Origin of the sequence: Desulfobacter hydrogenophilus (assembly GCF_004319545.1) — a bacterium.
In the GTDB taxonomy this organism is placed as follows: Bacteria; Desulfobacterota; Desulfobacteria; order Desulfobacterales; family Desulfobacteraceae; genus Desulfobacter; species Desulfobacter hydrogenophilus.
The window spans coordinates 346,733-360,111 of record NZ_CP036313.1 but is presented as its reverse complement, the minus strand read 5'-3'; the positions used below and the strand labels follow the sequence as shown (position 1 = coordinate 360,111).

Genomic DNA, 13,379 nt, shown 5'->3' with positions numbered 1-13,379 from the left:
TTGTGCTTATAGATATTCCTATGATTCGATTGTTGATAACAAACGAAAAAAAAAGGGGGGGGGAACACATGAAAACGGTTTTAATCACCGGTGCATCCGGCTTTGTGGGTCAGGCCCTTGCACAAAAATATCTGGATGCGGGCTGGCAGGTAAATGGACTCGGCACGTCGCTAAACCATCCCATGGCTGATGCGAATGATCATTTTTTCTGGACCAGTGCCGATACCTCTCGGCCGGGGGACTGGCAGGCTCTTGTGGCGCAATCGGATGTCATCGTCAACCTGGCGGGACGAAATATTTTTAAGCCCTGGACAGAGGCGTATAAAAAAGCCATTTATGATTCCAGGATTCAAACCACAAAAAATCTGGTGGATGCCATGCCCGGCACCTTTTATGGACAGTTGATTAATGCCTCTGCCGCAGGATTTTACGGTGATCGGGGTGATACACCTTTGACTGAGACAGAAGCGTCCGGCATTGGATTTCTGGCCCGGGTGTGTCGGGATTGGGAAGCGCAGGCAAAAAGAGCAACATCAAAGGGTGCAACCGTGGCGGTGATGAGATTCGGGGTGGTTCTTGGTTCCGGAGGGGGAGCACTTGACGTGATGGCTCGGGCCTTCAGGATGTTCGTGGGCGGGCCTTTGGGGTCTGGGGATCAGTGGTTCCCATGGATTCATATGGATGATCTGGTCAGAGGCGTCTTCTTTTTAATGGAACATAATGCCCAGGGAATTTATAATTTCACAGGACTGGTCCCCATCCGACAAAAAGAGTTCGCCAAAGAATTGGGACGGGCATTGCACCGCCCGGCGTTCATGCCGGCCCCGGCATTTTTTATCAGACTATTCATGGGGCAGCTTGGAAGTTCGTTTCTTTGTAGCCAGAAAGTGCTTCCTGCTGCTCTAGAAACAGCCGGATTCAGGTTTAAATACGACACCGTTGACCGTGCGTTAACACAGATTTTTAAATCGGGAAATACGAAATAAATGATCTGATGAAAACACCCGAGCCGCAAATGGTTTCGCTGGTACCCGGGTGTTTTGATTTGTTCACTGATACGTATATGTATGTCTCGTTTTTAAGGAACTGGGAAAAAATAAATTCAGATATTGCGCCGAAGGTTTAGTCGTATTTAAAGCGCGGCCATCGGATCCCTTTTATTCCTTGAAAACCAGTTTCCCGCCGATATATCCGGCCACGCCGGCTCCGGCAAGCATCAGCAGGTTAATCATGACAAATAGCCAGGCACCGGACGATGCCAACACTTCTGGGTTGACCAGATACCAAATAATCGACGTAATGCAGCAGACCGCGGTTACGGATGCAGCGGCGATTTTTATTTTAAATATATTAGTTTGCGCTTGATTATATTTTTCCTTCCACTCAAGAAAGCCTGTCAACCCAACGATAGGCAGGGAAATAAGAACAAATATCAAATTGATAAATCCGGCCTTTAACATCATCTCCGAACCGGAAAACCAGGCCAGAACAATCAGGATTGCAACCACCGGAATGACCCCGTTGGGCAGATGAACCGACATCGGATGGGCATGGTGCTGAAGCATCAGGTCCGTCGCCTGTTCCATATAAACCTTCACACGACCCCATTTGTCTAAAGTTGATAGATCCGGTTTATCGGTCTCGTTTGGGGCATCGGTTTTGTTTTCATCGGCCGCTGGCGCATCCGTTGATGTATCAGGGGTTGCATCCTCTTCAAGGAGCACAAACTTGTCTGCGGAGACCCCGCACACCGGGCATTTCTCAGGGGGGTCGTCTCCTGTATGAATGTATTTGCATACAGAACATTGCCATTTTTTCATTGATTTCCTCCTTAACGTTTTAGTGTGTCATTATTTATTTAATTCTGCTTGCTTAAATGCATTTCAACATACGTTGTATTGCATATGCCATGCCCCTATGGCAACCTAAAAATGCTGTTCTCATCCGGATAAACGCTGTCTGCCTCGGTTTTACGGGAGGCTTTTGAACTATATTTGCTTTGGGATATGAAAAATTAAATGGTGTTTAAATTTTAGGGGTGAAAATTAATGACGAATAACCACCTGCCAAGCTCCGGCTTGGGAACCATAGTCAAAATTAATCATTGTAATCAATTATAAATGCAAGTAAATTATAACGTATTGCTGAAATATATTCACTATGCGCATATCTCTAAAAAATTTCAGCGGGGATATTTATTCTTAAATTGAACACCAAATCAAAGGAGGTAGACGAATGGCTAATTGTTGCGATATGAAAGAAGGCGATGTTTACACATGTGAATCTTGCGGCCTTGAATTAAAAGTGACAAAACCATGTTCCTGCACTGCGGGGTCCGAGGATGCCTGCAGCGTTCCATTAACGTGTTGCGGGAAGGAAATGAAGAAAAAATAGCATTAGAACATGCCATAAACAATGGACACTTTCCAGGCCCTCATGATAGCGAGCCGGCATGGGGTCTTTAATGGTCAGAACCCCGAAAAAAGAGACTTTCAATATTTGTTGTGGTCGGTTTCTGAGTCGGGTGATAAAGTCGTCCCATGGCTGTTATTAAGAATTACGTTTGTTGTGTTGTATGGCTCGACGGTTATTCTGATATTAATAAGAAAGCTCGTCGAGCCTTATCAGTATAGACACTAACGATACCGTTGACGTCTGTCAAAAGCCCCCGTTTAGATTTTCAATATCATTGAGTCCCTTATCCTTAAATGCCCAGGGGATCGCCACAAGCAAACCGGGGTTCATGCAGAGGGATAAGAATATCCGCCTCTTTTTTTACCTGCACCATGATATCATAGGCCGAATAGGCATCCACATGGGTGCCCGGTGGGATAACCTCCATTTCCATGCCTTTGATTTCCGGCGGGGGATTGTAATTTTCTTCAATGATGCAGAAGCCGGTGATGGCCGCTTTGCCCTTTGGTGTATCAATGAATACGGTCAGGCCCCCTTTGGTGTGGACCGGCGTATGCTTAACATAGATGCCGTCAACAATGGGGGTGTCCTCCGTCACTATTTTGATTTGCCCGTTTTCCTCCACATCCTCGATATAATCTTCCAGGTACCGATAATCTAAGGGGTGGGGATTGTGGATGGATTCAAGTTCCTGCTCATGCACGTAGAATGTGGCGTTTTCACACTTATAGTCATTTTCGCAATGATCGTTGTGCAGATGGGTATGGATGACAATATCAATGTCTTCAGGTGCCAGCCCGTGTTTTTTTAAGCCCTGTTCAAAGGTATAGATTTTCCCGTTAATGGCTTGTTCCCTTTGTTCAGACTGGATGGGATTCATTTCGCCGGTGTCCACCAATATATTTTTGTCCCCGCCTTTGATTACCCAGCAGAAAATGGGAATGGTATAGGTTTCTCCTTGCCCGTACTGGTAGGTCATCATGCTTTTGTCAAATACTTTTGTCCCCATGGCAACGGGGTGAATGGTATAGGTCATTGTATTCCTCAATATATAGTGTTTGAACGAAAAGTCACCCATCTGCAGCGTTGCATCTGGGCAACTTTTCGTCCAAACACGGGTTTGCCTTCAGGCACTAAATACGGATTCAATTTTTTCCGACAGCGTGGCAATGTCAAATGGTTTCAATAAAAAATCCTTGCAGCCGTTGTCAATCATTTGTCGGATATCTTCTTTGGGCGCAAGCCCGGAACAGACCAGCACCCGGATGTCCGGATTCAGATGCCGCACAGCGTCATAGGTCTGGACACCGCCCATGCCTGGCATCACGACATCCAGAATCATCAGGTCAATGCCTTTGACATCATTTTGAACTACGGATACGGCCTGGGCACCGGCACCGGCAATTAGTACCTCGTAGCCAAGGGCTTCGAGCATCTCTTTGCAGACTTCTATCACCTCTTTTTCATCATCCACCAAAAGCACCCGGCCTTTGCCCGAAATAAGGCGGCCTTTATTTTTCGTCAAAGGCAGGACATGATCTGTGTACGCGCGGTCCTTTACAGCGGGTAGAAAAAACATGAATATACTGCCTTTGCCGGGGGAGGACTTGACCTGAAAGGAGCCCTTGTGGGCTTTGATGATCCCGTATGCTGTGGCAAGCCCCAGGCCGGTTCCCCGGCCCTGGGTTTTAGTCGTAAAAAAGGGATCGAATATGCGCGAAAGGGTCTCCTTGTCCATGCCTGTACCGGTGTCTGCCACACAGACCCTGATATAATCACCAGCCTGGTCAAGACCAGTTTTTTGGGCGTGCTCGCTCTCTATGACCAAATTTTGAGATTTTACCGTAATCCGGCCGCCTTTGGGCATGGCATGCCACGCATTGACAAACAGGTTCATAAGCACCTGATTGATCTGAATTTCATCCACCACTATGGGCCAAATATTTTTATCCAGTTCTTCGCGAATGATGATATCTTTTCTGGTGCGGCCAAACATTTTGGCTGAGGTTTTAAGCAGATAATTTATATTCAAGGTGATGGTTGCCTGTCGGCTGTTCTTCCGGGAGAAATCCAGAAGTTGACGCGTCATTTCGGCGCCGTTGTGAACATATTCGTCAATGTTGGACAGCCGTTTATATTCTTCTGACTCACGGTTAAACCCGATTTTAACCAGGGAGGCATATCCTTGTATGCTCATAAGGATATTATTGAAATCATGGGCAATGCCGCTGGCAAACGTACCGATGGCTTCCATTTTCTGGGCCTGGCGAAGCTGGGCCTCAAGCCGCATACGTTCGGTGACATCCCTGGCCACAGCATAAACACCCTTGAACTCATGGGCCGATTTGATATCCTGCGAGGTAAGAACCGAGGCCTTCATCTCCATGAATGCAAAGGCGGAATAAGGATCATACCTGTTTTCTTCGACACCGGCTTTTTTAAAGCGCAGATTCAGGGCAATGTTGCAGCCGGGAGACAGCTCTCGGGTGGGCGGACCGTCGGTCTGAAACAACCGGGTGAGTTTGCAGCGGTCATCCTCGTGGAGAATCGCGTCAAACGAATTTCCTTTCAGTTCCAGTGGCAAATACCCCAGGAGGGTTTCAAACTGTTGATTGGCAAAAGAGAAACAAAAAGTTTCATCCAGGGTGAAAATCAGATCCGGTGAATTGTCAACCATGTACTGGTATTTTTTTTCAGAGGCCTCAAGGCGCGCGGCGTAGAATTGTTTTTCAGCGATCAGATGTCGCTGGGCAATGCCGTTATTAACGGTTTTAATCAACTCATCAAATTCAAAGGGTTTTTTCAGGTAATCCCAGGCACCCTGTTTCAGGGCAGAGACCGCAGACGCCACTGAGGCAAATCCGGTCATAATAATGACAAGGACTTCGGGGTCCACCTCAAACATTCTGGCCATGGCCTCATATCCATCCATACCGGGCATGGAAATATCCATCAAGACCAGGTCAATTTTCTGTGTATTGAACAAGGAGACTGCTTGCAGACCATCATAAGCACAAAAGACGCGAAACCCTTCTCTGGTAAGGCATCTGGTAATGCTGTCAACAATTCGTTTTTCGTCATCAACAACGAGAATCTGTTCAGGTCTCATACTCAAACGGGTCTATACCCTATTGTCTCTTTATGGTATTAAGGACCACAGATTAAATAAGTTGAGCAGAAATAACGCCGAATTTTGGTTCATCTATAAGGTGCATTAAAGGTTGAATAGCAGGCTTATTGGGCCTTTGATGCAACGAAGTAGATGGGCCAAAAGGCAAGCTATTTCGTTCAAGTTATTTAATCTGCGGTCCTAAGCTATTGCTCTACCGGTTCAAACGTATCCAAACACCACCTTTCTGTTGTATAGGATGAAGGCTGTTATGATGTCAACCTGAACGCTTAAAAATCTTGACAAAAAAGAGCCCCCGGCGTTTATAAAGGCCGGAAAGGATTACGACATCCCATTGCCCGAAAACATGCCCAACCGATGATGGAGGAAAATATACGTACGGATCAGCAAAAGCCCCAACCCCAATGGTGTTGAATCCAATGGGGGGGGACGAAGCGCGATTAAAGCGCCCATGCTCATGGCTAAAGATTTTGAATTGTCCCTTGAACTGCGCACGGAAAAAGTCAAGGAACATCATCGTCAGGTGAAAACAGGCATCGGCGAGCTGGGCATTGTAAGATTACACAGACGGTTTTATAAAATTTCAACACACTGATACAGGAAAAAAAATAATGGCTAATTTTTTGTTTGTTCTCGGCAAGGATGATAATGAGTCTGCCACAAGATGTTTCCAGTTTGCCAAAATCGCGCACTCAAAAGGACATCATGTGGATATGTTTTTCATTGATGGCGGTGTTATGTGGGCCAATAAGGACAGAGACCTGAGCATCAAAACAGACACGGGAGACTGCCCGGCCGATTATCTGCCCTATCTGGTGGAAAATGAGGTCACCACAGGCATCTGTACCCCGTGCGCGAAAAACCGCGGTCTTGATGAATCCGCTTTTTTCACCAATATGCAGCTGGACGGCGGTCCTCACCTTATTGATATGGCCGCAGAGGCAAAGGTTTTTAATTTCTAAGGGACTTGACTCGTATCTGTATGTCGAGTGGTTTGGCAGGGCTCCCCGGTGAGGGGGCCCTATCCCGGTTGACCTTCAATTATGCAGTCAGTTCCGGCAGATTTGCGAAACAGTGCACCCCGCCCGGATTTAACGTGGCATCAGACCTGCCCAAACCCCATCTCTGACATCATCAAAACCCTCAATATTGGAAGGACTACTTCTATCGACATTTTTCGCCGGTGCGCATCAATCAGTTTAGGAATGAAAGCTAAAACACGGCCTACTGGCCTCTAAAAATGTATTTTTGAATATTCTGAGCGCGTAAACACACCAGAAATATTTGCCAAACATGGCATTAAACGACGGGAAAAACGAATTCATCATGGGAGCGATGGCAATGGCCATCAGGAGTATGGCCACCATCAGGTCCATCATCAGGTACCCGTAGCTGTTGCTGATCGTTGATAAAGGTTTTTTCATACCCCATCCCCATCGACTTAATTGGCTCGTACGCCAGACCGTTGACTTAATCCACTTGCAAAGCTATCAGAAAAATAGCGAACTATCCATGGGGAATCCGGATACCCGGTTCGAATTCATCCTGGATATTGATCTGCAAAACAGGTTGTACTATAGTTTGCAAAATGAAAATTTTTTCCTGTATACCAGGTGATTCTATCCCCCCTGGCCGATCCGGCAGGATTTTCTTTTGCCATGGCTCAGTTGTTGGCATGACCCTGGTGGAAGTGATGATTGCGGTGATAGTCCTGGGGATTCTCATGACCGGCTTGACCCAGATCGTTGCGACCCTGGTCCAATCCATGGGAGATGCCGATGATCATTCCCAGACCAGCGGGACCGCTGATTTTGCCATGGCCCGCATGGTCCGGTTTGTTGGGGATACCGATGAAATTGTTCTGCCTACCGAAGAAGGCGATCAGCTTAAGGTGGCAGAACGGACCCTGGACATGGTCGACAGCGCCCGGACCGTGGGCGGTGACGGCTTTTTGGATGCGGATACAGATGCAGACGGCCTGGTCAATGAGGGGGCTGGCGATGTAAAAGAGTATGTCTCCTTTGCCCTGGACAAGACCGATTCCGATAATTGGAAACTTGTGGAAACCGTGCCTGACTATTTGACTGCTGACACCTCAGATACTCGATCCCAGGTTGTCTGTGAGTATGTGACCGGATTTGTCACCGATCTGCTTGCCGAGGGTGTCGTGCGCATCCGCTTGACTACCGGGAAATATGGGACAGTTGTTGTCCTGGAAACCCGGGCAAGGGCGCGGCTGCTTTCTCCCTGAAACCAGCGAGAAAAAATGGTATGAATACCGCTGTTTGCCCAAAGGCTATGCCGGAGAGAAAGGATATGGGCTAATGGGTTCTCGGTTATATATGCCTAAATTATGGTTTGACAAAAATCATGAAAAACTGTGGAAAAGCAACCTTATTCCGGAAAACTTGAGTTTTCAACAAAAAACCAGATCGCATCTGATTTAATGAAATCGGTCATTAAAACATTTCCAGCCCGATGGGTAGGCTGTGATGCAGGCTTCGGCACATGCTTTATGTCATGTTGGCGCAGCACTTTCTTTTTCGACTCAGACAAAAGCTAAAAAAACTGCTTAAGCTTAGCAATGGCTAAAAAATTAGGCGTCCAAGTGTCGCTGTAGTGTTAACAGGTATTCGTTTGCTTTTCAAAATTCTTCTTGTTTTGTGAGAAGGCTCAGATAAAGTGAGCTGTTTACAAAACCTGTTTGGTGCTTATTTTAATAAAATAGTAAAGTTGTACAGTTACATAAACCCAATTCAAGGAGGTGGCCCATGATAAACCCACAAGATCTTGAACTGCACCTGGATGAGGAAGGGTATCTCAAGGATTTTAAATCCTGGACAGAGAAAATCGCCTGCGCATTGGCGGATAAAGAAGGGATTCATGATGAATGTCCACTGAGCATGGAGCGCATGGAAATTTTAAAATTTATGCGCGACTATTATGAAAAATTTGAGGCATTTCCCATCCTCAGGGCGGTGTGTAAAAATGTGGGCCAAGCAAAAAACTGTAACTATGAACAGTTTCCAGATCCGGTTAAAGCTTGGAAGATAGCTGGCCTCCCTAAACCTACTCCTGAGGTATTTGCCAAAATTAAAACCACGGCATAAGCGTTCTTATATAAAGCGGTCCTAAGGCTGATTCAACAGTTTTAATTTATTATTGGGACGGCTTTAGCCCTTGTAAAGCCTGTGATCAAAACCACCGTCTTTTAGGGGTTTCACTTTCAGACGGTGGTTTAGACCGCCGTGCTTTAAACCTACCGTCTTCAAGACGGTGGTCGTTTAATCTTGCTAAATAACAGCCCTGGGCTGACCTGGTTTTTCACCGTTTTTCAGGAAAATAGAATGAAATAATGGGATACGGCAACTAACGCAAAGAACCATTAATTACACGACTTTACCATCCTTCCAGAATGGCGACATCTGCCGCAGTCTGTCGATGGCCGGTATCAGGGTCTCTACAATGGTGTCCATTTCCGCTTTGGTATTATAGTGGGACAATGAAAACCGAATAGTGCCGTGGGCGGATTTAAAGGGCACTTGCATGGCCATGAGCACATGGGATGGATCCAGGGAGCCCGAGGTGCAGGCAGAACCGGAAGATGCGCATATGCCGGCCTGGTTCATCAGCATGAGGATGGATTCGCCTTCAACGGCATCAAAGCCGATGGACAGGGTATTGGGCAGGCGGTTTCCCCTGTCCCCGTTCACAGACGTCGCTGGGATTTCATCTAAAAGCCGGGTCTCAAGATAATCCCGGATTTCTCGAACCTGTGTATTCATCAGGGGAATATTGGCTTTTGCGAGTTCACAGGCCTTGCCCAAAGCGATGATAGAGGCTGTGTTTTCCGTACCGCCCCTGCGGCCTTTTTCCTGGTGACCGCCAATGAGAAAAGGCGAAAACTTAATTCCCTTTCTGACATACAGCACGCCAATACCCTTGGGTGCATGGATTTTATGTCCTGACAGGGAAAGCATGTCCACCCCCGCAGCCTTAACGTCAATGGGAATTTTTCCCGCACCCTGAACCGCATCGGTATGAAACCAGATCCCTTTTTCCTTAACCTTTTCTGCAATTTCGGCAATGGGAAAGATCACTCCGGTTTCGTTATTGGCCCACATGACAGAAACAATGGCGGTATCATCGGACATGGCCTTGTAAAGGGTGTCAAAGTCAAGACGGCCCTTTTTGTCCACCGGCACAAAGGTCACCTTGTACCCTTTTTTGTCCTGCAGGTGAAAACAAAGACTTCTGATGGCCGGATGTTCAACTTCTGTGGCGATAATATGTTTTTTCTGCGGAAATGCGTTGATGGCCGCGTTAATGGCTGCATTATCGCTTTCAGTCCCGCAGGAGGTGAAAATAATTTCCCCAGGGTCTGCATTGATAAACTCTGCCACCTGTGCCCTAGCCTGCTGAACTTTTTTATTTACGGTATCCGCAAAACCATACATTGAAGACGGGTTACCGTAAAATTGTTCTAAATACGGCAGCATTTCTTGGATCACTTCGTCAGCTACCCGGGTGGTGGCGTTATTATCAATGTAAATCATATCAATCCTTTTTTTAATCACTCTGCTTCCGAATGTGCTTCCATGGTTGCCATGGTCTTGTGGACAACTTCTTCGATTCTGTCCAGGCATTTGCCGCAACCACCGCCGGCTTTAAGATAATTGGTCACATCCTCGGTGTTCTCAAGGCCATTGTTTTTAACGGCATCAATAATTTCAAGATCTGTGACATCAAAGCATTCGCATATCATCTCTCCGGGCTTTTCAAGTATTTGAATCCCGCGGAAATCGGCAATGGCTTTTTTAAGGGCCGCCTGGCCCATGACCGAACAGTGCATTTTTTCTTTGGGTAGCCCACCCAGGTAATCGGCAATGTCGTCATTGGTTACTTTGGCTGCATCATCTAGGGTCATACCCTTGATGATTTCAGTTAACGCCGAGGAGGAGGCCACAGCAGACGCGCAGCCAAACGTCATAAAGGAGGCATCTATTATTCTTTCATTCTCGTTCACCTTCAAATACAGCTTAAGTGCGTCGCCGCAGTTCAAAGATCCTGTTTCTCCAATAGCGTTGGCCCCTTCAAGCTCTCCCACATTCTTTGGCTTCAAGAAATGTTCCATAACCTTTTCTGAATAATTCCACATATCTGCTCTCCTTTTATCCCATAACATTCATCCCTTTAACAGGATGAATGTCTTTTCTGAAAGATACTACATAGTGGTAGTTTGTCAATCAGGTTCGAAAAAATTTAAAGAACGATCCAGGCGAATCAGTGCCGGATCTACATCCAGATTAAAAACAACATCCCGTACAATAATTTCAACACCCTTTAATCTGGCCTGCATCAATTTCTCTGCATATTCAGGATCAATATCAGCAGCCGGGGTAAAGGTATCGGCATCTGTACGCTGGACAAGGAAAAACAAAACCGCCCTGTGTCCGCCGGCGGCAAGGCCTACTAGTTCCTGGATATGCTTTTGCCCCCGCTTGGTAACAGCATCAGGGAACCTGGCCAACCCGTTTTCCACCAGGGTGCAGTTTTTGATCTCCACAAAACACGGCTTTTTATTGTCATCTTCCAGCATCAGGTCCAGACGGGTGTGCTCGGATGTTTTTACTTCCGAGGTCACCCGGCTGTAACCGGAAAGCTCCGGTACCAGATTGTTTTCCACAGATGCCTTGACAAGCCGGTTGGGTACCAGCGTATTAATACCGATGAACGTGCCGTCAACCCGGGTAAGTTCCCAGGTGTATTTAAGCTTTCGTTTCGGATTGGTGCTTTGTGATATCCACGCCTCGCTACCCGGCCGGGCACAGCCTTTCATAGATCCCGAGTTGGGGCAGTGGGCCGTGACCATCTCACCGTTTTCCAGTTCAATATCGGCCAGAAAGCGTTTATATCGTTTCAAAAGCTTTCCCTTGATTAAAGGCGGCAGCTCATATCCTTTATACATGATAATCATCGTCCTTTAAAAATCGTTTCAGTTGAGCCATATCAAGTCCGTCACGGATTCCGAAACGGGTCAAACAGAAATCATATTTCACCGGATCATCAGGGCATATTCGCCTGAAGCCTTGGGTAATCTGGGCGGCACAGACGCCGTCGGCACTGCGGCGTTTTGTAAATCCAAGCATATGGCCGATTTTAAACATGTGCGCATCCACAGGACAGGTCAGCGCTGCTGTCGGCACATTGGGCCAGCCTCCTGGATCCACCTGATCTTTGCGCACCATCCATCTTAAAAACAGGTGACTGCGCTTGCAGGCAGACGTTTTCCCGGGATCAGATAGAAGATGCCCGGCACCCCCTGCTCGTAGAACTTGTGTTCTGATCCGGGCAAGTCCCTCAGACAGATCTGTCTCATCCGCCTGATTTGCAATAAAACAGGCCCCCAGGGATCCGTAATCGTCAATAACCGCCTTAAGCCCCATGATCATGGCGCTTAAGTGGTTCCCTGTGGCGAACCTGTATTTAAAGTTTTGGAACATGCCGGCGATGTTTTCCGGATCGGCATTCATTATAAATCCGCGAAGATCAGGCCCCATCTTATCAAGCACGACCGACACAGCCTGCATGATCATGGGCACCCGGCCATATGCCAGGCTTGAGGCAATAATCCCTGCGATCTCCCTGTTCCGGACATCCGGATAGTTATAGAGAAACAGCAATGGATCAGGATCAACATACTGTTTTTGATTGTATGTCGAATAAAGTTGGTCCAGTTTTGATCTTAGTTTCCGTACGCCAATTTTCATGTGAAGACATTAAGCAAAATAGGGGCCAATTGATGCCGTGAGGGACATTGAAAATGATAGATTGTGATATTAAATCAATAGATAATGGAGTTTGAGACATAAATTGCCAAAGGCTTATGAACCATTTATTTCAGCTTGCAGCAATTGTTCTGCTCTCTTAAATTCGTTTTCTATCTGTAGAAACAAACTGGGCGTATCCGTCAATACGTTTTTCCTTCCTCTTTCCTCCAGATCTTTGAGCAAGGCTGATAATTTCATAGCACCCAGGGTTCGCACTGCTTGATTTCAGACTATGGGCGATGGAATAGACAGTATCGGCATTTTTGTCGCGAATGGCTTGCTGTAGGTTCTCCAATTGATTCTGAGTCTCTTCAAGAAACAAGTTAATAATCCGGCTCAATATGTCCGCATCCCCTTGGCTTTGTAATGAGCGAATATTGTCCAGTGCCTTCCGGTCTATCAACACCTAGGCTCAACCCACAACAAAAGTTGAAAGATCTATGGAAGTTACACAGACTTTCATATAAAAATACAATTGAATTTTGATTTTCTCAAAGTCATTATCGGCCTTTCAAGTGGAAGTCCATACAGCGAGCGCATCAATCCGCTTATTCCTGAGATCATCAATTCCGACCAATCGCAGACATTGCTTTTTAAATATCTGGTTGAGATCCTATAACTCTGAACACAAAAGACCGGGAGAAATATTATGGAAAATTCGTTTGTAACCTTGATGACATGGCTTGGTATTTTTTTTTGTATCAGTCAATCAGCCATATTTTCCGGAATGAATCTTGCCCTTTTCAGCATCGGAAGGCTCCGGCTGGAAGTGGAAGCTGCCGGCGGAAATAAAAATTCGGAAAAACTGCTGAGGCTAAAGACTGCGGATTTAATTAGTTCCTAAATTGAGATTCTGACTTGCTTAATTACAGGTATTAAACCAAAACCCTTTCGGATGTTATTAAATCCTCAGTCCTAAGAGATGATTTCAACTTGAAGACTTGATCAATAAAGAAGAAAATGGTTTTAATAATGAAATTGGCATCAAACTGCAGGCAAGTTGT

Annotated in this window: 15 protein-coding genes; 6 read left to right on the top strand and 9 right to left on the bottom strand. The window is 46.3% G+C overall.

Features of this window, described 5'->3' with window-relative positions:
* Positions 1 to 68 precede the first annotated feature (68 nt).
* Entirely contained in the window at positions 69 to 986 is a 918-nt protein-coding gene (locus tag EYB58_RS01620) for a TIGR01777 family oxidoreductase (RefSeq protein ID WP_111954766.1), read from the top strand.
* A 171-nt stretch (positions 987 to 1,157) separates the two neighbouring features.
* Here the strand turns inward: EYB58_RS01620 and EYB58_RS01615 are convergent, their stop codons facing one another.
* The 3 genes from EYB58_RS01615 to EYB58_RS01605 all read right to left on the bottom strand — a co-directional run bounded on the left by EYB58_RS01615 (position 1,158) and on the right by EYB58_RS01605 (position 5,524).
* Positions 1,158 to 1,820, bottom strand: coding sequence for a rubredoxin-like domain-containing protein (locus EYB58_RS01615; RefSeq protein WP_111954708.1), 663 nt, complete (start codon positions 1,818 to 1,820; stop codon positions 1,158 to 1,160).
* 884 nt (positions 1,821 to 2,704) lie between these two features.
* Positions 2,705 to 3,451 (bottom strand): N-acyl homoserine lactonase family protein, encoded by a 747-nt coding sequence (locus tag EYB58_RS01610; RefSeq protein WP_111954704.1) that lies wholly within the window; start codon positions 3,449 to 3,451, stop codon positions 2,705 to 2,707.
* A gap of 90 nt (positions 3,452 to 3,541) precedes the next feature.
* Positions 3,542 to 5,524: a hybrid sensor histidine kinase/response regulator gene (locus EYB58_RS01605; protein WP_111954702.1), complete on the bottom strand. Its 1,983-nt coding sequence runs from the start codon at positions 5,522 to 5,524 to the stop codon at positions 3,542 to 3,544.
* Positions 5,525 to 6,002: 478 nt separating this feature from the next.
* Between EYB58_RS01605 and EYB58_RS23025 the strand changes: the two genes are divergently transcribed.
* Complete coding sequence (locus EYB58_RS23025; RefSeq protein WP_163354318.1) at positions 6,003 to 6,140, top strand: hypothetical protein; 138 nt, start codon at positions 6,003 to 6,005, stop codon at positions 6,138 to 6,140.
* Positions 6,141 to 6,156: 16 nt separating this feature from the next.
* A complete protein-coding gene (locus EYB58_RS01600; RefSeq protein ID WP_111954700.1) occupies positions 6,157 to 6,507 on the top strand; it encodes a DsrE family protein in 351 nt (116 codons plus the stop codon).
* 237 nt (positions 6,508 to 6,744) lie between these two features.
* On the opposite strand, the gene EYB58_RS01595 is transcribed toward EYB58_RS01600, so the two are convergent.
* Complete coding sequence (locus EYB58_RS01595) at positions 6,745 to 6,969, bottom strand: hypothetical protein (protein WP_111954698.1); 225 nt, start codon at positions 6,967 to 6,969, stop codon at positions 6,745 to 6,747.
* 164 nt (positions 6,970 to 7,133) lie between these two features.
* Between EYB58_RS01595 and EYB58_RS01590 the strand changes: the two genes are divergently transcribed.
* Together EYB58_RS01590 and EYB58_RS01585 are read left to right on the top strand one after the other, a co-directional pair.
* Complete coding sequence (locus tag EYB58_RS01590) at positions 7,134 to 7,796, top strand: prepilin-type N-terminal cleavage/methylation domain-containing protein (protein WP_111954696.1); 663 nt, start codon at positions 7,134 to 7,136, stop codon at positions 7,794 to 7,796.
* A 520-nt stretch (positions 7,797 to 8,316) separates the two neighbouring features.
* On the top strand, positions 8,317 to 8,655 hold the full coding sequence (locus EYB58_RS01585; protein WP_111954694.1) for a TusE/DsrC/DsvC family sulfur relay protein: 339 nt from the start codon (positions 8,317 to 8,319) through the stop codon (positions 8,653 to 8,655).
* A gap of 279 nt (positions 8,656 to 8,934) precedes the next feature.
* Here the strand turns inward: EYB58_RS01585 and nifS are convergent, their stop codons facing one another.
* The 5 genes from nifS to EYB58_RS01560 all read right to left on the bottom strand — a co-directional run bounded on the left by nifS (position 8,935) and on the right by EYB58_RS01560 (position 12,715).
* Positions 8,935 to 10,101, bottom strand: coding sequence for a cysteine desulfurase NifS (gene nifS / locus EYB58_RS01580; protein WP_111954764.1), 1,167 nt, complete (start codon positions 10,099 to 10,101; stop codon positions 8,935 to 8,937).
* Between the two features lie 17 nt (positions 10,102 to 10,118).
* A complete protein-coding gene (nifU, locus tag EYB58_RS01575) occupies positions 10,119 to 10,703 on the bottom strand; it encodes a Fe-S cluster assembly protein NifU (RefSeq protein WP_111954692.1) in 585 nt (194 codons plus the stop codon).
* Positions 10,704 to 10,787: 84 nt separating this feature from the next.
* Positions 10,788 to 11,513 carry a DNA/RNA nuclease SfsA gene (sfsA, locus tag EYB58_RS01570; protein WP_111954690.1) on the bottom strand — a complete coding sequence of 242 codons (726 nt, stop codon included), beginning with the start codon at positions 11,511 to 11,513 and terminating at the stop codon, positions 10,788 to 10,790.
* A complete protein-coding gene (locus EYB58_RS01565) occupies positions 11,506 to 12,315 on the bottom strand; it encodes a TIGR02757 family protein (protein ID WP_111954688.1) in 810 nt (269 codons plus the stop codon). Before EYB58_RS01565 ends, sfsA begins: the two co-directional genes overlap by 8 nt.
* Positions 12,316 to 12,472: 157 nt before the next feature.
* Positions 12,473 to 12,715 carry an Hpt domain-containing protein gene (locus EYB58_RS01560; protein WP_163354314.1) on the bottom strand — a complete coding sequence of 81 codons (243 nt, stop codon included), beginning with the start codon at positions 12,713 to 12,715 and terminating at the stop codon, positions 12,473 to 12,475.
* A gap of 309 nt (positions 12,716 to 13,024) precedes the next feature.
* Here EYB58_RS01560 and EYB58_RS01555 point away from each other — a divergent pair, with 309 nt between their 5' ends.
* Positions 13,025 to 13,219 (top strand): CNNM domain-containing protein, encoded by a 195-nt coding sequence (locus EYB58_RS01555; protein WP_111954684.1) that lies wholly within the window; start codon positions 13,025 to 13,027, stop codon positions 13,217 to 13,219.
* The last annotated feature ends 160 nt before the right edge of the window (positions 13,220 to 13,379 follow it).